The organism is Pseudomonas sp. SCA2728.1_7 (assembly GCF_018138145.1).
Classification (GTDB): Bacteria; Pseudomonadota; Gammaproteobacteria; order Pseudomonadales; family Pseudomonadaceae; genus Aquipseudomonas; species Aquipseudomonas koreensis_A.
In genome coordinates this window covers 1,834,103-1,857,565 of record NZ_CP073104.1, presented here as the reverse complement: position 1 = coordinate 1,857,565, position 23,463 = coordinate 1,834,103, and the positions used below count along the sequence as shown (strand labels likewise).

Annotated in this window: 1 protein-coding gene and 1 pseudogene; both read left to right on the top strand. The window is 62.3% G+C overall.

All coding sequences use genetic code 11. The features are described 5' to 3' along the window. Positions 1 to 11,078, top strand: a pseudogene (locus KBP52_RS30660) (amino acid adenylation domain-containing protein). Beyond that, positions 11,078 to 23,407: a non-ribosomal peptide synthase/polyketide synthase gene (locus KBP52_RS08185; RefSeq protein WP_212622578.1), complete on the top strand. Its 12,330-nt coding sequence runs from the start codon at positions 11,078 to 11,080 to the stop codon at positions 23,405 to 23,407. Before KBP52_RS30660 ends, KBP52_RS08185 begins: the two are co-directional and overlap by 1 nt. Positions 23,408 to 23,463 lie beyond the last annotated feature (56 nt).

Genomic DNA, 23,463 nt, shown 5'->3' with positions numbered 1-23,463 from the left:
ATGACTCAGCTCGATAACCTGTCTCTGGTTCAGCGATTCATCCGTTTGCCGCTCGCCCAACGGCAAGCGTTTCTGCAAAAAATGCAGAGCAAGAACATGAGCTTTGCGGCGTTGCCGATTCCGCCGATGCGCGATGAGTTCGAGAGCATCGGCCTGTCGTTCGCGCAGGAGCGTCAGTGGTTCCTCTGGCAGCTCGATCCGCACAGCGCGGCTTACCACGTGCCGACAGCGTTGCGTTTGCGCGGTGCTCTTGATCTGTCGGCGTTGCAGCACAGCTTCGATGCCTTGCTGGAACGCCATGAAGTGCTGCGCACGGTGTTTGTCGATGGCCCGGATGGTCCGATTCAGGTGGCTCAAGCGCGACTGAGCCTGCCGCTGACTGCGCAGGTGCTGGACACGCCGGTGGATGACGCGGGCCTCAAAGCGTTGATCGACGCTGAAATCGCCACGCTGTTCGACCTGCAACAGGGCCCGCTGCTGCGGGTCAAGCTGCTGCAAATCGCGCCGGATGATCATGTGTTGGTGCTGACCCAGCATCACATTATTTGCGACGGTGCTTCGGCGCAGATCATGGTCGATGATCTGGTCAAACTCTACGCCGCGCACAGCAGTGGTCAGCCAGCCAACCTCGCGCCTTTGCCGATCCAGTACGCCGATTACGCGATCTGGCAGCGCAAGTGGATGGAGGCCGGTGAGCTGGAGCGGCAACTGGCGTACTGGACCGAGCGTCTGGGCGATGGCGGCGAAGTTCTGCCATTGCCCACGGATCGTCCGCGCCCGGCAGCGCAAAGCTATCGCGGTGCGCGTCTGGATCTGAGCGTTGGCAGCGAGTTGACTGAACGCTTGAAACAGCTGGCCCAGCGCGAGGGCCTGACCCTGTTCATGGTCTTGCTGGCGTCGTTCCAGGCCTTGCTGCATCGCTACAGCGGCCAGGCGGATATCCGCGTCGGCGTGCCGGTGGCCAACCGTAATCGGGTCGAAACCGAAGGGCTGATCGGCTTCTTCGTCAACACCCAGGTGCTGAATGCCCAGGTGCAGGGCGGCATGCCGTTCCTGGAGTTGCTGGCGCAGGTCAAACAGGCGTCGTTGGGCGCGCAGGCGCATCAGGATCTGCCGTTCGAACAACTGGTGCATGCCCTTGCACCGGATCGGCAGTTAAGCCACAGCCCGCTGTTCCAGGTGATGTTCAACCATCAGGGCGGCGCTACGGCGCAGGCCCTGCAACTGCCGGGTCTGCAAGTCGAAAGCCTCGACTGGAGTTCGCACACCGCGCAGTTTGATTTGACCCTCGACACCCACGAAGCTGACGGTGCATTGGCGGCAACTCTGAGTTACGCCACCGACCTGTTCGACGCCGCCACCTTGCAGCGCATGGCCGGGCATTGGCTGAACCTGTTGCACGGCATCGTCGCCGACCCGCAGCAACGCATCGGCGAATTGCCGTTGCTCGACGCCAGCGAGCAGCAACAGAACATCACCGAGTGGAACCCGAATCCGCGCAGCTTTCCGAGCGAAGCCTGCGCGCACCAACTGATTGCCGAGCAGGCGCGTCTGCGGCCTGACGCGGTCGCCGTGCGTTTCAACGAGCAAAGCCTGAGCTACGGCGAACTCAACCGTCAGGCCAACCGCCGCGCCCATCAGTTGATCGGCCTCGGCGTCGGCCCGGACGTGCTGGTTGGTCTGGCTGCCGAGCGTGGTGTGGAAATGATCGTCGGCCTGCTGGCGATCCTCAAGGCTGGCGGTGCGTACGTGCCGCTCGACCCGACGTATCCGCAGGATCGTCTGGCCTACATGATCGAGGACAGCGGCATTCAACTACTGCTGAGCCAAGCCTCGTTGGCCGGTCAACTACCGGTGCCACATGGTGTGCAGACCTTGCTGCTGGGCAGCGATGTCAGCGCCTTCGCCGACACCGATCCGCAGGTGACGATGGCGTCGTCGAACCTCGCTTATGTGATTTACACCTCCGGTTCGACCGGAAAACCCAAAGGCACGTTGCTGCCGCACCAGAATATTTTGCGTCTGTTCGAAGCCACCGAACCGTGGTTCGGTTTCGGCCCGACAGATGTCTGGAGCCTGTTCCATTCCTACGCGTTCGACTTCTCGGTGTGGGAGATTTTTGGCGCGTTGCTGCACGGCGGCGAGTTGCTGGTGGTGCCGTACGACGTCAGCCGTTCGCCGCAGGAATTCCATGAATTGCTCTGCGACGCTGGCGTCACCGTGCTCAACCAGACGCCATCGGCGTTCAAGCAATTGATGCACGTGGCCTGCGCCGATACGCGGGCGAGTGCCTTGCGCTACGTGGTATTCGGCGGTGAAGCGCTGGACGTGAAATCCCTGCGCCCGTGGTTCGAACGCTTCGGCGATACCGCCCCGCAACTGATCAACATGTACGGCATTACCGAAACCACCGTGCACGTGACGTACCGTCCGTTGTCGGTGGCGGATCTTGAGCAGGACGCCAACAGCCCGATCGGCGAACCAATCGCCGACCTGTCGTGGTACGTGCTCGACGGTGAACTGAACCCGGTGGCCAAGGGCTGCATCGGCGAGTTGTACGTCGGCCGTGCCGGTCTGGCACGCGGTTATCTGAACCGTGGCGACCTCACCGCACTGCGCTTTATTCCCGATCCGTTCGGCGAGAGCGGGGCGCGTCTGTACCGCACCGGTGACCTCGCGCAATACCGCAGCGACGGTGTGATCGAATATGTCGGGCGTATCGACCATCAGGTGAAAATCCGTGGTTTCCGTATCGAGCTCGGCGAAATCGAAGCACGCTTGAACGCCCTCGATGCCGTGCGCGAAGCGGTGGTGCTGGCGCAGGACGGGCCGAGCGGCCAACAACTGGTCGGTTATGTAATTGCCGCGCACAGCGTCGACAACGAAGCCGATTTGCGCGAGCAACTGAAAGCCCAACTCAAAGCCGATCTGCCGGATTACATGGTGCCGACGCACCTGTTGTTCCTCGAACAATGGCCGCTCACCGCCAACGGCAAACTCGACCGCAAAGCGCTGCCGCAAGCGGATGCCAGCCAGGTTCAGCAGGATTACGTCGCACCGCAAAGTGAACTGGAACAGCAGATCGCGGCGATCTGGCAGGACGTGCTGAAGCTTGAGCGTGTCGGCCTCAGCGACAACTTCTTCGAACTCGGCGGCCATTCGCTGTTGGCCACGCAAATGGTTTCGCGCATCCGCCAGACCCTTGGGCTGAATCTGCAACTGCGCCAATTGTTCGAAAACGCCAGCCTCAAAGCCTGCGTTGCCGCGCTGGAACAAACCCAAGTGGCCAAGCCAACAGATATTCCTCGGGCGCCGCGTGATAAAGCACAACTGCCGTTGTCGTTTGCCCAGCAGCGTCAGTGGTTCCTCTGGCAAATGGAGCCAGCGAGCGCGGCGTACCACATTCCGGCGGCGCTGCGCATTCACGGCGCGCTGGATCTGAACGCGCTGCAACGCAGTTTTGCCGAGCTGATTCAGCGTCACGAGAGCCTGCGTACGACCTTCGTGCAGATCGATGAACAAGCGTTTCAGGTGATTCACGCGCAACAGGCACCGCTGCTGGTGCCGAACATTCTCGACGGCACTTCAGGCACTGCTGCCGAGCAGACTCAGGCGTATGTGCAGCGTCAGATCAGCCAGCCGTTCGATTTGCAAAACGGCCCGCTGCTGCGCGTCGGTTTGTTGCAAGTAGCCCGCGAAGAACATGTGCTGGTGTTGACCCAGCATCACATCGTCTCCGATGGCTGGTCGATGCAACTGCTGGTGCAGGAACTGATTCAACGCTATGCCGCGTATAGCCAGGGCCAAACGGTCGAGTTGGCTGAGTTGCCGATTCAGTACGCCGATTATGCGCTGTGGCAACGTCAGTGGATGGAGGCCGGCGAGCGCGAGCGCCAGCTCGATTACTGGACCGGCGTACTCGGTGGTGAGCAACCGTTGCTGGAACTGCCGACTGACCGTCCGCGTCCGGCGCGGCAGAGTTTTGCTGGCGCACGTCTGGCCATCGACCTGCCGCCGCTGCTCAGCCAGCAACTGCGGCAACTGGCCCAGCGCGAGGGCAGCACGCTGTTCATGGTCTTGCTGGCCTCGTTCCAGAGCCTGTTGCATCGCTACAGCAACCAGTCGGACATTCGCGTCGGCGTGCCGATTGCCAACCGTAACCGGGTCGAGACCGAAGGCCTGATCGGCTTCTTCGTCAACACTCAGGTGCTCAAGGCCGAGGTCGATCCACAGCAGCGCTTCAGTGCACTGCTGGCGCAGGTCAAACACGCCGCACTCGGTGCCGAGGCGCATCAGGATCTGCCGTTCGAACAACTGGTCGAGGCGCTGCGTCCGGAACGCAACCTGAGCCATAGCCCGCTGTTTCAGGTGTTGTACAACCACCAGAGTGCCGGGCGTCAGGCCTTGCCGGCGTTGCCGGGGCTGGTCATCGAAGCGCAGGACTGGGACAGCCAGACCGCACAGTTCGACCTGACCCTCGACACCCTTGAGGCGGACGGCCAGCTCAGCGCGGCGCTGACCTACGCCACCGATCTGTTCGACGCCGCTACCGTGCAGCGCATGGCCGGGCACTGGCTGAACCTGCTGCACGGCATCGTCGCCGATCCGCAGCACCGCATTGGTGAACTGCCGTTGCTGGACGCCCGCGAGCAACAACACAACATCGCTCAGTGGAACCCGAACCCACGCAGTTTCCCGAGCGAAGCCTGCGCGCACCAGTTGATCGCCGAGCAGGCGCGTCTGCGTCCCGATGCAATCGCCGTACGTTTCAACGAACAAACCCTGAGCTACGGCGAACTCAACCTTCAGGCCAACCGCCGCGCCCATCAATTGATCGCCCTCGGTGTAGGCCCGGACGTGCTGGTTGGTCTGGCCGCCGAGCGTGGTGTGGAAATGATCGTCGGCCTGCTGGCAATCCTCAAGGCCGGCGGTGCGTACGTGCCGCTCGACCCGGCTTATCCGCAGGATCGTCTGGCCTACATGATCGAGGACAGCGGCATTCAACTGCTGCTGAGCCAGGCTGCGCTGGCCGGTCAACTGCCGGTGCCGGACGGCGTGCAAACCTTGCTGCTGGACAGCGATGTCAGCGCGTTTGCCGACACCGATCCGCAAGTAACGATGGCGTCGTCGAACCTCGCCTACGTGATCTACACCTCCGGTTCCACCGGCAAACCCAAAGGCACGTTGCTGCCGCACCAGAACATCCTGCGCCTGTTCGAAGCCACCGAGCCGTGGTTCGGTTTCGGCCCGACGGACGTCTGGAGCCTGTTCCATTCCTACGCGTTCGACTTCTCGGTGTGGGAGATTTTCGGTGCGCTGCTGCACGGCGGTGAATTGCTGGTGGTGCCGTACGACGTCAGCCGTTCCCCGCAGGAATTCCATGAATTGCTCTGCGACGCTGGCGTCACCGTGCTCAACCAGACGCCATCGGCGTTCAAGCAATTGATGCACGTGGCCTGCGCCGATACGCGGGCGAATGCCTTGCGTTACGTGGTGTTCGGCGGCGAAGCGTTGGACGTGAAATCCCTGCGCCCGTGGTTCGAGCGTTTCGGTGACTCGGCGCCACAACTGATCAACATGTACGGCATCACCGAAACCACCGTGCACGTGACGTACCGTCCGTTGTCGGTGGCGGATCTTGAGCAGGACGCCAACAGCCCGATCGGCGAACCAATCGCTGACCTGTCGTGGTACGTGCTCGACGGCGAACTGAACTGAACCCGGTGGCCAAGGGTTGCATCGGCGAGTTGTACGTCGGCCGTGCCGGTCTGGCACGCGGGTATCTGAACCGTGGTGACCTCACCGCACTGCGCTTTATCCCCGATCCATTCGGCGAGAGCGGGGCGCGTCTGTACCGCACTGGTGACCTCGCGCAATACCGCAGCGACGGCGTGATCGAGTACGTCGGGCGTATCGACCATCAGGTGAAAATCCGTGGTTTCCGTATCGAACTCGGTGAAATCGAAGCACGCCTGAATGCCCTCGACGCCGTGCGCGAAGCGGTGGTGCTGGCGCAGGACGGGCCGAGCGGTCAGCAACTGGTGGGCTACGTGATTGCCGCGCACAACGTCGACAACGAAGCCGATTTGCGCGAGCAACTCAAGGCGCAACTCAAGGCCGATCTGCCGGATTACATGGTGCCGACGCACCTGTTGTTCCTCGAACAATGGCCGCTCACCGCCAACGGCAAACTCGACCGCAAAGCGCTGCCGCAAGCGGACGCCAGTCAGGTGCAACAGGATTACGTGGCGCCGCAAAGCGAGCTGGAACAACAGATCGCGGCGATTTGGCAGGACGTGCTGAAACTTGAACGCGTTGGCCTGACCGATAACTTCTTCGAACTCGGCGGCGACTCGATCATCTCCATTCAGGTGGTCAGTCGTGCACGCGCGGCGGGCATTCGTTTCTCGCCGAAAGATCTGTTCCAGCACCAGACCGTGCAGGCGCTGGCTTCGGTGGCGCAGACCGGTACCGACGCGCAAGCAATCGATCAGGCCCCGGTTCAGGGCGCCTCGCTGTTGCTGCCGATCCAGCAAGCGTTTTTCGCCGAGGCGATTCCCGACCGTCACCACTACAACCAGTCGGTACTGCTGAAACCGGCCAGCGCGTTGCAAGCCGAGCTTGTCGAACAAGCCTTGCAGGCACTGGTGCAGCATCACGATGCCTTGCGTCTGTCGTTCAGCGAAAGCGCTGAAGGCTGGCGCGCCGAGTACCGTCAAGCGGCATCGGAAAATCTGCTGTGGGTGCGTGAAGTCGCCGATGCAGCGGCGCTGGAAACCCTGGCCAATCAGGCCCAGCGCAGTCTCGATCTGCAAGCCGGGCCGTTGTTGCGCGGGGTGTTGGCGAACCTCGCCGATGGCACTCAACGACTGTTGCTGGTGATCCATCACCTGGCGGTGGATGGCGTGTCGTGGCGGATTCTGTTCGACGATCTGCAAACCGCTTACAACCAATTGCACGCCGGGCAGGCCTTGCAACTGCCGGCCAAGACCAGTTCGGTCAAAGCCTTCGCCGAACAGTTGCAGGCCCACGCCCGCAGCGCCGAACTGCAGGAACAATTGGCTTACTGGCAGGCGCAGTTGAGCGATGTGCAGGGCGACCTGCCGTGCCTCGATCCACAAGCCAGTGCGCTCAACAGTCAGGCCGTCACGGTCGATACGCGACTGGACAAGCAACTGACCCGACAACTGCTGCAAGAAGCCCCGGCGGCGTATCGTACGCAGGTCAACGACCTGTTGCTGACCGCGCTGGCGCGGGTGATTTGCCGCTGGAGCGGGCACGCCAGCACCTTGATCGAGTTGGAAGGCCATGGCCGTGAAGAGTTGTTCGCCAACATCGATCTGACCCGCACCGTCGGTTGGTTCACCAGTATGTTCCCGGTGAAATTGACCCCGGCGGCTGACCTCGCCGATTCGATCAAATCGATCAAGCAGGGCTTGCGTGCGATTCCCGACAAAGGTGTCGGTTTTGCTGCGCTGCGCTTCCTCGGAGACGACGCCACCCGCGCAGCGTTGCAGGCACTGCCGCCACCGCGCATCACCTTCAACTACCTGGGCCAGTTCGACGGCAGTTTCGATGAAGCGCAGGGCGCGTTGTTCAGCCCTGCCAGCGAAGGCGCCGGCGATGAGCAGAGCCCACTGACCACACTCGGCAACTGGCTGACCCTCAATGGTCAGGTGTTCGACGGCGCGTTGAATCTGGGCTGGACGTTCAGTCGCCAGCAATTCGATCCGGCGCTGATCCAGCAACTGGCCGATGACTACGCCGCTGAGTTGGCGCTGCTGATCGCCCATTGCTGCGACCCGAGCAATCAGGGCATGACGCCGTCGGACTTCCCGCTGGCCGGTTTCACTCAGGCGCAGCTCGATGGTCTGGCGCTGCCGGCGCGTGCGGTGGACGACATTTATCCATTGGCGCCGATGCAGCAGGGCATGCTGTTCCACAGCCTTTATGAAAACGGCAGTGGGCATTACATCAACCAGATGTGCCTGGACATCGAAGGCCTCGATCCACAACGCTTCGAAAATGCCTGGCAGGCCGCCGTCGATGCCCACGATATTCTGCGCAGCAGTTTTATCTGGCAGGGCAGTGAGCGGCCGCTGCAAGTGGTGCACAAACAGGTGCACGTGCCATTCACGTCGCTGGACTGGAGCGCTCGCGCCGATGTCACGTCAGCACTCGCTGACTTGGCTTCGGCAGAACTGGCGCAGGGCTTTGATCTGGCCTGCGCACCGTTGTTGCGTCTGGTGCTGGTGCAGACCGGCGCGCAGCGTTATCACCTGATCTACACCCATCACCACATCCTGATGGATGGCTGGAGCAATTCGCAGTTGCTCGGCGAAGTGCTGCAGCGTTATGACGGCCAGACCTTGCCGCGTCAGGCCGGGCGCTTCCGCGACTACATCAGTTGGCTGCAGGGGCGCGATGCCAAGGTCAGTGAAGCGTTCTGGCTGGAGCAGCTGCGTTCGTTCGAGGCGCCGACCCGTCTCGCCGAAACCCGTTTCGACGTTGACGAAGCGGCGTTCGCCAGCAGCCACGCCAGTCACTATCACTGGTTGGACACAGCGCAGACGCAAGCCCTGAGCGAGTTTGCCCGTACGCAGAAAGTCACCCTCAACACCGTCATCCAGGCCGCCTGGCTGATGCTGCTGCAGCACTACACCGGGCATGCCACCGTGGCCTTCGGTGCCACGGTCTCGGGACGCCCGACCGAGCTCAAAGGCATCGAGCAACAGATCGGCCTGTTCATCAACACCTTGCCGGTCATCGCCAGCCCACGTCCGGAGCAGTCAGTGTCGGCGCTGTTGCAACAGGTACAGGCGCAAAACGTCGCCCTGCGCGAGCATGAGCACACGCCGCTGTTCGAGATTCAGCGCTGGGCCGGGCAGGGCGGCGAGGGCTTGTTCGACACCTTGCTGGTGTTCGAAAACTACCCGTTGTCGGACGCGCTGCAAGCGCAGGCACCGTCAGGGTTGAGCTTCGGCACCGTGGACAATCAGGAACAGACTAATTTCCCGTTGACCCTGGCCGTTAATCACAATGACACCCTGAGTCTGCACTTTACTTATGCCCACGCTGCTTTCCCTACACACACCGTCGAGCGCCTGGCTGAACAGGTGGCACACGTGCTCGCGCAGATGGTGAGCGCGCCGGCCGGCCGCAGCCTTGGCGAGATCGACTTGCTGGGCGATGTCACGCGCACGCTGTTGTTGCGCGACTGGAACGCCACGGCCGTCGAAACCTCCGAGCGCCGTCAGGTGCAGCAATGCATCGAAGCGCAGGCACGCCTGACCCCGGACGCCGTGGCGCTGGTGACCGAGCAGGCCACGCTGACGTATGCGCAACTCAATGCCCAGGCCAACCGTTTGGCCCATGCCTTGATCGAGCGCGGCGTCGGCCCTGACGTTCTGGTCGGTCTGGCGATGTCGCGCAGCGTACAGATGGTGGTTGGCCTGCTGGCGATCCTCAAGGCTGGCGGCGCCTACGTGCCGCTGGATCCGGCGTATCCACAAGATCGTCTGACCTACATGGTCGAGGACAGCGGCATTGCCTTGCTGCTGACTGAAACCAGCCTGCAACCACGTTTTGCCGATGTCGCGGTGACCACGCTGTTGCTCGATCAGCCAGCGTATTGGCTGGACGCTTACAGCGAGCGCGATCCGCAGGTGCTGATCGATGAGCAGAACCTCGCCTACGTGATCTACACCTCCGGCTCCACCGGCAAGCCTAAGGGCGTGACCTTGCGTCATGGCGGCTTGAGCAACCACATGCAGTGGATGCAGGAATGCCTGCAACTGACGCCGGCGGATCGCGTCCTGCAAAAAACCGCGATCAGCTTCGATGCGTCGGTCTGGGAATTCTGGCTGCCGCTGATGAACGGTGCGCAACTGGTGCTGGCCTCGGCACAATTCAATCTCGACCTGACCACGCTGTGGGCCGACGTCGCACGCCTGCGTATCAGCGTGCTGCAAATGGCGCCGTCGCTGTTGCAAGCATTGTTGCCGCTGGCGACGCGTGAACAACTGGCCTCGCTGCGCCTGTTGCTGTGCGGTGGCGAGGCCCTGAGTGCGCACCTTTCGCGTCAAGTGCTGGCGCTGTTCGACGGCGAGTTGCGCAATCTCTACGGCCCGACCGAAGCGACCATCGACACCAGCAGCCACGCCGTACCGCGCACGGTTGAAGATGATGCGCGAATCATGCCGATCGGTCGTCCGATCAACAATGTCCGCACCTATGTGCTGGACGCAGCGCTGCAACCTTGCGCCGTTGGTGCCACTGGCGAGTTGTACATCGCCGGTGACTCGCTGGCCCGTGGTTATCACCAGCGCGGCGCGCTGACCGCCGAACGCTTTATTCCTGATCCATTCGCCGGTTTCGGCGGTCGTCTGTACCGCACCGGCGACCTGGCGCGCTATGCCGAGGACGGCGTGATCGAGTACATCGGCCGCATCGACCATCAAGTGAAGATCCGCGGTCTGCGTATCGAACTGGGTGAAATCGAAGCACGCCTGCAAGCATTGCCCGAGGTTCGTGAGGCGGTGGTGCTGGCGCGGGAAGAGCTGAGCGGGCCGAATCTTGTTGCGTATCTGGTCAGCCACGACCACAGCCTTGATCCGACATCTCTAGCAGAACAACTCAAGGCGCAATTGGCCCGTCAGGTGCCGGACTTCATGGTGCCGACCCACCTGGTCTTCCTTGACCGGTTGCCACTGACGCCCAACGGCAAACTCGATCGCAAGGCCTTGCCGGCGCCCGACACCCGCGCCCATCAGTCGGTCTATCTGGCGCCGCAAAGCGAGCTCGAATGCAAGGTCGCGGCGATCTGGCAGGACGTGCTGAAAATCGACCAGGTCGGGCTGGCTGACGACTTCTTCGAACTCGGCGGGCACTCGCTGCTGGTGGTCAACGTGGTCTCGCGCCTGCAACTCGAACTGGGCCTGAAGCTGACGCCGCAACTGATATTCCAATTCCCGGTGCTGGGTGCGTTTGTCGCGCAACTCGAGCAGTCCGGCGAGCAAATGAGCACGTCGAAATTGAGCAAGCTTGAAGCGCTGCTTGATGAATTTGAGGAGGTTTGATGGACACCGCTGTCGCACAACGTATTGCCAGGCGCTTCATAACGCTGCCGCTGGAAAAACGTCGCTTGTACTTGCAGAAGATGCTCGAAGAGGACGTTTCCCCGGCGAACCTGCCGATTCCGCCTGTCAGTGCCGAGTTCGACACCTTGTCGTTGTCTTTCGCCCAGGAACGCCAATGGTTCCTGTGGCAGCTGGATCCGGAAAGCGCGGCGTACCACATGCCCACGGCCCTGCGTCTGCGCGGGCCGCTGGACGTCGCTGCGCTGGAGAAAAGTTTCCATGCGCTGGTGGCGCGCCACGACAGTCTACGAACTACTTTCGTGCTGCACGGCGAGCACGCCGTGCAGCAAGTCCACGCGGTTACGCCGGTGCAGCTGCAAGCGCAAGTGCTGGCGCAGATGCCGGACGACACGCAACTGCGCCACTTGATCGAAGAAGAAACCCGGCAACTGTTCGACCTGCAACAAGGGCCACTGCTGCGCACCCGTCTGCTGCAACTGGCGCCAGACGATCATGTGCTGATCGTGACCTTGCACCACATCGTCTCCGATGGCTGGTCGATGCAGGTGATGGTCGAGGAACTGGTCAAAGGTTACGCCGCGTTCATTCAAGGCCAGGCGCCGCTGTTGCCCGAATTGCCGATCCAGTACGCCGACTATGCGATCTGGCAGCGCCACTGGATGGAAGCGGGCGAGCGTGAGCGTCAACTTGAATACTGGGTCGCGCGCCTCGGCGGTCAGCAACCGGTACTCGAATTGCCAACCGATTTTGCCCGCCCGGCGGTCATGAGCTATCGCGGTGCACGTTTGGAACTGGACATCGACGCCGCGTTGGCCAGTGGCCTCAAGCAGATGGCGCAGCGCGAAGGGGTCAGTCTGTTCATGATCCTGCTGGCCTCGTTTCAGGCCTTGCTGCATCGCTACAGCGGTCAGAACGACATCCGCGTCGGCGTGCCGACGGCCAACCGCAACCGCGTGGAAACCGAGCGTCTGATCGGCTTTTTCGTCAACACCCAAGTGCTCAAGAGCGAGGTCGACAGTCAGGACGCGTTCAGCGCGTTGCTGCAACAGGTCAAGCAGACTGCGCTGGGCGCGCAGGCGCATCAGGATCTGCCATTCGAGCAATTGGTCGAAGCGCTGCAACCCGAGCGCAACCTCAGTCACAGTCCACTGTTCCAGGTGATGTTCAATCACCAGACCCAAGGCTTGTCGACTGCGGCGCCGGTGGGCGGTTTGAAAGTCGAGGGCTTGCGTTGGGACAGCCACAGCGCGCAGTTCGATCTGACCCTGGAAACCGTCGAGCACAGCGATGGCCTGTCGGCGGCGTTGATCTACGCCACTGATCTGTTCGGCGCCGACACCGTTGCGCGCATGGCCGGGCATTGGCAGAACCTGCTGCGCGGGATTGTCACCAATCCTGCGCAGTCCATCGGCGAACTGCCGCTGCTGAGCGCCGCCGAACATCAAGCGCAGCTCAACGACGGCAACCGCAGCGTCGTGCCGGCAGCGGAAAAGGGCTTCGTTCATCAACTGTTCGAAGCACAAGCAGCGCGCACTCCCGATGCCCCGGCGCTGGTGATCGATGGCCAGCGCTTGAGCTACGGCCAGCTCAATGCCCGGGCCAATCAATTGGCGCGCAAGCTGCAAACCCTCGGTGTCGCGGCAGATGTGCTGGTCGGTATTTCGGTCGAGCGCAGCACGCACATGCTGGTGGGCCTGCTGGCGATCCTCAAGGCGGGCGGCGCCTATCTGCCGCTGGATCCGGCATTCCCGCAGGATCGTCTGGCGTACATGATCGACGACAGCGGCATCGATTTGCTGCTGACGCAAGGCTCGCTGCTCAGCCAGTTGCCCGTCCCGGCCACGGTCACCACGCTGGTGCTGGATCAGGAGGGCGATTGGCTCGACGGCTTTGCCTGCGAGGATCTGCCGACACGTCTGCATGCCGAACATCTGGCCTACGCGATCTATACCTCCGGCTCGACCGGCCAGCCGAAAGGGGTGATGGTTCGCCACGCGGCGTTGACCAATTTCGTCGCCAGCATGGCCAAGACCCCGGGCATGGTCGCGCAGGATCGTGCGCTGTCGCTGACCACGTTCTCGTTCGATATTTTTGGCCTGGAAATCTACGTTCCGCTGATGGTCGGCGCGTGCATTGTCCTGACCGGTCAGGAGGTCGCGCAGGATCCGTACGCGGTACTGGCGCTGATGACTGCCGAGCAGGTCAACGTGGTGCAGGCGACGCCGTCGACCTGGCGCATGCTGCTCGACAACGAAAACGCCGCACAGCTGCGCGGTTGCAAGTGCCTGTGCGGCGGCGAAGCGCTGCCTCAGGAACTGGCGGTGCGCATGCTCGCCCTCGGCGGTGAAGTGTGGAACCTCTACGGGCCGACCGAAACCACGATTTGGTCGGCGTTGCATCCGCTGCGCGCGCAAGATGCGCAACCGTGGCTGGGCGGCCCGATCGACAACACCACGCTGTACATCGTCGGCGCCGATTTGCTGCCGGTGCCTTATGGCGTGGCCGGCGAGTTGCTGATCGGCGGTGAAGGCCTGGCGCGCGGTTACTTCCAGCGTCCGGCGCTGACGGCCGAACGGTTTGTGCCGCACCCTTATTCCGCGACGGGCGAGCGTCTGTACCGCACTGGCGACCTTGCGCGTCAGCGTGCCGACGGCATCATCGAATACCTCGGCCGGATCGACCATCAGGTGAAAATCCGTGGCTTCCGCATTGAATTGGGCGAGATCGAAGCGCGCCTGCTCGAACAGGACGCCGTGCGCGAAGCGGCCGTGCTGGCGCAGGATGCTCCGGGTGGTCAGGCGCTGGTGGCTTACGTGGTGCCGAGCGCTGATCTGAGCACACTCGATGCCGACGCACAGAGCCGTTTGCGCGACAGCCTCAATGCACGCCTCAAGGTCAATCTGCCGGATTACATGGTGCCGGCGCACATGGTGCTGCTGGCGCGTTTCCCGCTGACGCCGAACGGCAAGCTCGATCGCAAACAGTTGCCCAAACCCGACGCCAGCCAATGGCGCAAAACCTATGTGGCACCAGAGACGCCGGTGCAACAGGCCGTGGCCGCGATCTGGGCGCAAATCCTCAAGGTCGAGCGCGTTGGTCTGAGCGACAACTTTTTCGAACTGGGCGGTCATTCGCTGCTGGCCACGCAAGTGGTGTCGCGCATTCGTCAGCAACTCGAGATTCAGGTGCCGCTGCGCTTGCTGTTCGCCCACAACAGCCTGCAAGGGTTTGTCGAGGCGATGGACCCGGCATCTGCCGAGCAGGAGCCGGCGATCAGTCGCGTTCCGCGCGAGCAGCCGCTGGCCTTGTCTTACGCGCAACAGCGTCAGTGGTTCCTCTGGCAACTGGACCCGACCAGCAGCGCTTATCACATTCCGGCGGCGCTGCGCTTGCGCGGCGCACTGGATCCAGCGGCGTTGCAACAGAGTTTCGATGCGCTGGTCGAGCGTCACGAAAGTTTGCGCACTCGCTTCGTGCTGGACAACGAACGTCCGGTGCAAGTGATCGAAGATGCTGCTGCCGTGACCATTGCGCTTGCATCGGTCGATGCCGCGCTCGACGCGCAAGGCCTGCGCGGGTTGATCGAAGCCGAAACCCGGCAACTGTTCGATTTGCAGCATGGGCCGCTGCTGCGGGTCAAACTTCTGCAATTGGCCGCTGACGACCATGTGCTGATCCTGACCCAACACCACATTGTTTCCGATGCCTGGTCGATGCAAATCATGGTCGATGACCTGATGCAGCTGTACGCCGGTTTCAGTCAGGGTCAACCGGCTGCGCTGACGCCGTTGCCGATCCAGTACGCCGACTATGGCCACTGGCAGCGGCAATGGCTGGAGGCGGGGGAGCAGCAACGGCAACTGGATTACTGGACGGCGCAGTTGGGCGGCGAACAGCCGATTCTTGAATTGGCCACCGATCATCCGCGTCCGGCACAGCAAAGCTATCGCGGTGCGCGTCTGCCGATCAGCCTGGAACCGGCGCTGGCTGAAGGCCTCAAGCGTCTGGCCAAAGAGCGCAACACCACGTTGTTCATGCTGTTGTTGGCGGGGTTCCAGACCCTGTTGCATCGCTACACCGGGCAAAACGATATTCGCGTCGGCGTGCCGATCGCCAACCGCAATCGCGTGGAAACCGAGCGCCTGCTGGGCTTCTTCGTCAACACGCAAGTGCTCAAGGCTGACATCGACGGCAACCTGCGTTTCGACCAGTTGCTTGATCAGGTCAAACAACGCGCATTGGGCGCGCAGGCGCATCAGGATCTGCCATTCGAGCAGTTGGTGGAATTGCTCGCACCCGCTCGCAACCTCAGCCATACACCGTTGTTCCAGGTGATGTTCAACCATGCCAGCGATGCGCGTCGCGCCGTTTCGGCGTTGCCCGGCCTGAGCCTCGAAGAGCTGACCTGGGACGCCGGCACCGCGCAGTTCGACCTGACGCTGGACACCTTCGAGTTCGATGAAGGCATCAGTGCGGCGCTGTCGTATGCCAGCGATCTGTTCGAACCTTCGACCATCGCTCGTCTCGGCGAGCATTTCCTCAATCTGTTGCGCGCGATCGTCGCGCAGCCGACCCGACGCATTGGCGAACTGCCGATGCTCGACGCGGCGCAGCGACGAGTGATCGTCGAAGACTGGAACCACACGTTTGCCGACTACCCGAATCAGCAGCCGGTGCATCATCTGATCGAAGCGCAGGTCGAGCGTGCTCCGCACGCGGTGGCGTTGACGTTCGAAGGGCAGTCGCTGACTTACCGTGAGCTCAACGAGCGGGCCAACCGTTTGGCCCATGCCCTGGTTGCGCGGGGCATTGGCGCGGATGTGCTGGTGGGCATCTCGGTGCACCGCAGTCTGGAAATGGTCGTCGGCTTGCTGGCCATTCTCAAGGCCGGTGGCGCTTACGTGCCGCTGGATCCGGAGTATCCGACCGAACGTCTGGCGTACATGATCGATGACAGCGGCATCCAATGGTTGCTGACGCAACAGGCGCTGGTCGAGACCTTGCCGATTCCAGAGCATGTGCAGACGCTGCTACTCGACGCCAATGACGCCTGGCTCGGCGATGCTGCGTCGAGCAATCCGACGCCGGCGCTGAGCGCACAAAACCTCGCGTACGTGATTTACACCTCTGGCTCCACCGGCAAGCCGAAAGGCGCCGGCAACAGCCACGGCGCGCTGACCAACCGTTTGTGCTGGATGCAGCAGGCTTATGAACTGCGCGGCGCTGACAGCGTGCTGCAAAAAACCCCGTTCAGTTTTGACGTGTCGGTGTGGGAGTTCTTCTGGCCCCTGATGACTGGCGTACGTCTGGTCGTCGCGGCACCGGGCGACCATCGTGATCCGGCGAAACTGGTCAGCCTGATCGAGCGCGAAGCGATCACCACCCTGCATTTCGTGCCGTCGATGCTGCAAGCGTTTGTGCTGGATACCAATGTCAGCCGCTGCACCAGCCTGACCCGGATTGTCTGCAGCGGTGAAGCGTTGCCGATCGATGCGCAGCAACAGGTCTTCGCCAAGTTGCCGAATGCCGGTTTGTACAACCTCTACGGCCCGACCGAAGCGGCGATCGACGTGACCCATTGGACCTGCCGCGACGAAGGTCGCGATGCGGTGCCGATCGGCGAGCCGATTGCCAACCTGATGACCTACATTCTCGACGCCGAACTCAACCCGGTGCCGAGCGGCGTCAATGGCGAGCTGTACCTCAGCGGCCAAGGCCTGGCGCGCGGCTACCACCGTCGCCCGGAATTGACCGCCGAACGCTTTGTCGCCAGTCCGTTCGTGGCCGGCGAGCGCCTGTATCGCACCGGCGATCTGGCGCGCTATCGCCCGAATGGTGTGATCGATTACATCGGTCGCATCGACCATCAGGTGAAAATCCGTGGTTTCCGCATCGAGCTGGGTGAGATCGAAGCGCGTCTGCTGGAGCACGACGCCGTGCGTGAAGCGGTGGTCGTCGCGCAGGGCAGCCGCAGCGGCAAAGTCCTCAGTGGTTATGTCGTCGCCACGGAGATCGACGCGACGGATTGGCCATCGATGCGTGAAACCCTGCAGGCGCATTTGCGCCAGACCTTGCCGGAGCACATGGTGCCTGCGCACTTGACCCTGCTGCAGAGCATGCCGCTGAGCCCCAACGGCAAGCTCGACCGCAAGGCATTGCCAGCGCCTGATGTGGCCGAAGCCCAGCAAGATTTTGTCGCGCCGGTCAATGCGATCGAAACAGCGCTGGCGCAGATCTGGCAAGCGGTGCTCGGCGTGGCTCAGGTGGGTACGGCGGACAATTTCTTCGCCCTCGGTGGCGACTCGATCAACTCGATTCAAGTGGTCAGCCGCGCGCGTCAGCAGGGCATTGGCCTGACCCCGAAAGACCTGTTTCTGCATCAGAACATTCAAGCGCTGGCCCGCGTGGCCACGGCCGCCGAGGAAGCACGGATCGATCAAGGCCCGGTCACGGGTGAAAGTCCGCTGGTGCCGATGCAGCAGTGGTTCTTCGCCACTGATATCCCGCACCGCGAGCACTGGAACCAGTCAGTCATGCTGACGCCGCGCGAAGCGCTGAACGTCGCTCACCTGCAGCAGGCGTTGGTGCATGTGGTGGCGCATCACGACGCCTTGCGCCTGCGTTTTGTGCAGGCGAGCAATGGCGCTTGGCAGGCCAGCCATCAAGCACCGGCCGAGCAAGCGCTGGAAATCTGGCAACGCTCAGCCGAGGGCGCTGACGAAATTGTCGCCATTGCCGATGAGGCCCAACGCAGTCTCGATCTGCAAAACGGCCCGTTGCTGCGCTGCACGTTGATGGCGGTGCAGGACGGCAGCGAGCGTCTGCACCTGGCGATTCACCATTTGGTGATGGACGGCGTGTCGTGGCGAGTGTTGCTGGAAGATTTGCAAACCGCCTATCGTCAACTGAATTCAAACCAGCCGGTGGCGCTGCCGGCGAAATCCACCGCGTTCAAAGCCTGGGCCGAGCAGTTGCAGGCCTATGCGCACAGCGCAACGCTGAACAAGGAACTCGACTACTGGAGTCGTCAACTCGATCAGGCCTTGCCGGAGTTGCCGCGCAGTCGTCCCGAGGGCAGTCAGGCGTCGGTGCATGGCCGTTCGGTCAACACGCGGCTGGATGCCGAACAGACCCATCGTCTGCTCAAGCAGGCGCCGTCGGCGTACCGCACGCAGGTCAATGACCTGTTGCTCAGCGCTCTGGCGCAGGTGATCTGCCAGTGGACTGCGCAACCGGCGTGCCTGGTGCAGCTCGAGGGTCATGGTCGCGAAGAACTGTTCGACGGCGTCGACCTGAGCCGCACGGTGGGCTGGTTCACCAGCCTGTTCCCGGTGCTGCTGACCCCGGCGAAACAACCGGCCGAGGCGATCAAACGCATCAAGGAACAACTGCGCGCGGTGCCGGAAAAAGGCCTGGGTTATGGCGTGTTGCGCTACCTCGGCGCGGACGCTGTTCAGCAACGTCTGGCGCAATTGCCGCAAGCGCGGATTACTTTCAACTACCTCGGCCAGTTCGACCAGAGTTTCGATGAGCAGGCACTGTTCGTGCCGAGCGAAGAGGGCAGCGGGGCCGGGCACGGCGACGACGTCGCCCTGAGCAACTGGCTGACCATCGACGGCCGGGTGTTCAACGGGCAATTGTCGCTGGACTGGACGTTCAGCCGCGATGTCTTCGACGAAGCGGTGATTCAGCAACTGGCCGATGCCTACGCGGTGGCGCTGGAGCAATTGATCGAGCATTGCTGCACGCAGGAACATTTGGGCCTGACACCGTCCGACTTCCCATTGACGTGTCTGACCCAGCCGCAGCTGGATCGACTGCCGGTGCCGGTGGCGCAAGTGGAGGATATCTATCCGCTGTCGCCGATGCAGGATGGCATGCTGTTCCACACCCTGGCCGACGACAGTTCCGGTTTGTACATCAACCAGATCAGCCTGCCGGTGCACGGTCTGGACAGCGAACGGTTTGCTCGGGCGTGGCAATATGTGATCGGGCGCGAGGATATTCTGCGCACCAGTTTCCACTTCCCGGAAGGCTCGAATACCCCGGTGCAGATCGTCCATCGTCAGGTCGAATTGCAGCTGACGGTCGAAGACTGGCGTACAAAAGACATCAGCGAGGAGGCCGTCACCGAGCGGGCGACCGCCGATTATCTGGCTGGTTTCGACCTCGGCCAGGCGCCGTTGCAGCGCGTCCTGCTGCTGCGTCTGGAAGACGATCGCTACCAGATGATCTGGACCTGCCACCACATCCTCATGGACGGCTGGAGCAGTTCGCGGTTGTTCGGCGAGGTGATGCAGTTCTACAGCCACGGCCAGGTGCAGGGGCGCAATGGCCGCTATCGCGAGTTCATCGAATGGCTGCAACGCCAGGATCAGGGTTCGCTGGAAGGTTTCTGGCGCAACCGCCTCGAGCCGCTGCAACAGGCGACGTCGCTGAATCAGGCGATGTTCCCGCGGCATGTCGAGGAACTGCCGGGGCACGAGGCGATATATTCACGTTGGGACGCGGCGCAAACCGCGCGTTTGCAGCAAGCTTGCCGTGCGTTGCAAATCACCCCGAACACCCTGATTCAGGGGGCGTGGTTGCTGTTGCTGCAACGCTTTACCGGGCAGAACACCGTGGTGTTCGGCGCGACCGTTTCGGGGCGCCCGGCCGGTTTGGCCAACGCTGACAATATTCTTGGCCTGTTCATCAATACCTTGCCGGTGATTCAGACCCTGCGCCCGGAGCAGCCGCTGGATCAGTGGCTGCAGCAACTGCAGGCTTACAACACTGATATTCGCGAGTTTTCCCATGCACCGCTGGCGGACATTCAGCGTTGGTCGGGACTCGGCGGGCAGGGCTTGTTCGACAGCATCATCGTCTTCGAGAACTACCCGATCGACGAACGTCTGGGCGAGCAGCAGGACAGTGGTCTGAGCTTCGGCGAGTCGCGCAATCATGACGTCACCAACTTCCCGATGGACCTGGCGGTCAATCTCGGCGAGCAGCTGTCGATCGAATATCTGTTCCTGCGCAATGCCTTCAGCCTGGAGGCGGTGGAGCAGATCCGGCGCACTCTGGAAGACACCCTTGAAGCCATGATCGTCGCGCCGAGCGAGCGTCTGGGCAACCTGCAGCGTTTGTCCGCGCAACAATGGCAAGCATTTGAGCAATGGAGCGCCGCGCCTGGCGCAAGTTATCAGGCGCAGTTGCTGCCTGAGCTGATTGCCCGCCATGCCCAGTCGCGGCCTGAGGCCACGGCGCTGGTCTGCGGTGACGCTACGCTGAATTACGCTGAACTGGAGCGTCGCGCCAACCGCCTGGCTCATCGCCTGATCGAACTGGGTGCCGGGCCGGAAGTGGTCATCGGTGTGGCGCTGGAACGTTCGGTCGAGATGGTCGTGGCGTTGTTGGCGGTGATGAAAAGCGCTTCGGCGTATGTGCCGCTGGACATCGATTATCCGCCGGAGCGACTGGCGTTCATGATCGAAGATTCGGCGATGGCGCTGCTGCTCACCCACACGCAGGTGCAGGAGCGCTTGCCGGTGGTCGAAGGGCTGGCGCGTCTGGCTATCGATGAGTTCGACGACAGTGCTTACCGCGACACAGCTCCGCACAGCGGCTTGCTCGCCGACAACCTCGCCTATCTGATCTACACCTCCGGTTCGACCGGGCGGCCGAAAGGCGTCGCAGTGGCGCACGGGCCGATGAGCATGCATTGCCAGGCCATCGCCGAGCTGTACGACATGGACGAGCACAGCCGTGAGCTGCATTTCATGTCGTTTGCCTTTGACGGCGCCCACGAGCGCTGGCTGAGCACGCTGTTCAGTGGCGGCACGCTGGTGATCCGTGATGCCAGTTTGTGGACACCGGAACAGACCTTCGAGGCCCTGCATCAGCACGGCATCACGATTGCCTGTTTCCCGCCGGCCTACCTGAAACAACTGGCCGAATACGCCGCACACAGCCAATTGGCGCCACCGCCGGTGCGCGTATATTGCTTTGGCGGCGACGCGGTGCCGGATCAAACCTTCGAGCAAGTGAAAGCCGCGTTACGTCCGCAATTCTTCACCAACGGTTATGGCCCGACCGAAACCGTGGTCACACCGATGCTGTGGAAGGTGCCGGTCAGCGAGCGCTGTGAAGCGGCTTACGCGCCGATCGGACGTGCTGTCGGCGAGCGTACGCTGTACGTGCTCGACGAAGATCTCAATCCGCTGCCACCGGGCATTGCCGGCGAACTGTACATCGGCGGCCAGGGCATCGCCCGTGGTTACTACCAGCGTCCGGACCTGAGCGCCGAGCGTTTCGTGCCGGACCCGTTCGGCCAGCCGGGTGAGCGTCTGTATCGCAGCGGTGACCTGGTGCGCCAGCGTGCCGACGGCGTGCTCGATTACGTCGGGCGCATCGACCATCAGATCAAGGTGCGCGGGTTCCGGATCGAACTCGGCGAAATCGAAGCCAGTCTGCGTCAGCTCGCCGACGTCAGCGATGCCTTGGTGATCGCTCGTGACAGTGCGTCGGGCAAACAACTGATCGGTTATGTGGTGACGCCAGAGGGCGTGGCCATCGGTGATCGGCTGAAGTCCGAGTTGCGTGCGCAACTGCCCGATTACATGGTGCCGGCGCAGGTGATCTGCCTGGCCGCGTTGCCGGTCACGCCGAACGGCAAACTCGATCGCCAGGCCTTGCCTGAACCCGAGTTCAAAGGCGCGGAGTATGTGCCGGGGCGCACCCGTGACGAGCAACTGCTGGCCGAGGTCTGGGCCGATGTGTTGCAAGTCGAGCGCGTGGGCATTACCGACAACTTCTTCGAACTGGGTGGCGACTCGATTCTGAGCCTGCAAGTGGTTTCGCGGGTGCGTAACCACGCGGAGTTGAAGCTGGATCTGAAACTGCGCGACCTGATGCGTGGGCAGACCATCGAAGCGATTTTCGAACAGCGTTCGAGCGCTGTGGCGAGCGTGGTTGAAGACGTGACGCAGGTGGCGGCGGAAGGGCAGTTCAACCTGATTCCGATCCAGCAATGGCTGTTCGATCAGCGCATGAGCGAGCCGCATCACTACAACCAGGCGTTGATGTTGCGTGCGCGGCAAGCGCTGAACCTGCCAGCGCTGGAAATGGCCCTGCGCGCGATGATGCAGCAACACGATGCACTGCGCTTGCGCTTCAGCGATGTTGGCGGGCGGCATTATCAGCATTACCAACCGCTGGCGGACATGCAGGCGCAATGGGCCAACGAAGCGCTGCTGTGGCAGCACGAAGTGGCTGATGAAGCCGAGCTGGAACTGTACGCCGAGCAAGTGCAACGCAGCCTCGATCTGCACAATGGGCCGGTGTGGCGCACGGCGCACGTGACGTTGCCTGATGGCGAAATCCGTGTGCTGATGGTCATTCATCACTTGGTCATCGACACGGTGTCATGGCGTTTGCTGTTGCAGGATTTGCAGGTGGCATACGAGGCGTACAGCGCCGGTGGTTCGCCGAACCTGCCGATTCGCACCAGCAGCTATCGCGCCTGGGCCGAAGGCTTGCAAGCCTATGCGGCGGATTACCCGACGGAGGAAAAAGCCTGGTGGCTGGCGCAGATCGACCAGCCCGGCAGCGAGTTGCCGTGCGATAACCCGCGCGGCAAGAATCAGGTGCAATACCAGTCGGTGGCGCATTTGGGCTTGTCGGAGCAGCACACCCAGCAACTGCTCAAGCAAGTGCCGGCGGTGTATCAGACGCAGATCAACGACGTGTTGCTAGCGGCGTTGAGCCGGGTGTTGTGCCGCTGGAGTGAGCAGTCTTCGGTGCTGATTCAACTTGAGGGCCACGGTCGTGAGGACCTGGTCAAAGACATCGACCTGAGCCGCAGTCTGGGCTGGTTCACCAGCATGTTCCCGGTGCGTCTGACACCGGGCGAGAACGCCGACATCGGCACCTCGGTGCGTGCCGTGCAGCGACAATTGGCGGCGGTGCCGAACAAAGGTCTGGGCTACGGCGTGCTGCGCCACATGAGCGGCGGGCAAATGGCTGAAACATTGAGTCAGGCACCGCAGGCACGGGTGACCTTCAACTACCTCGGGCAGTTTGACCAGAGCTTCGACGACAAGGCCATGCTGGTGCCGGCGGCAGAAAGTTACGGCAGTTGCTACAGCCCGCAAGCTGCATTGGGTAACTGGCTGGAAGTGGTGGGGCAGGTGTATGACGGGCGCTTGGCTTTGCGCTGTATTTACAGCACTCGCCGTTACCGCGCCGAGACCGTCGAACAGCTGATGCGCGAGTATCAGGCAGAACTGGAGGCGCTGATCGAGCACTGTGTCGCACAAGCGGCCTAAGTATTGGGCCTGATCCATCGTTATACACAGAGGAGCCCTTGCGGCTCCTCTTTCGT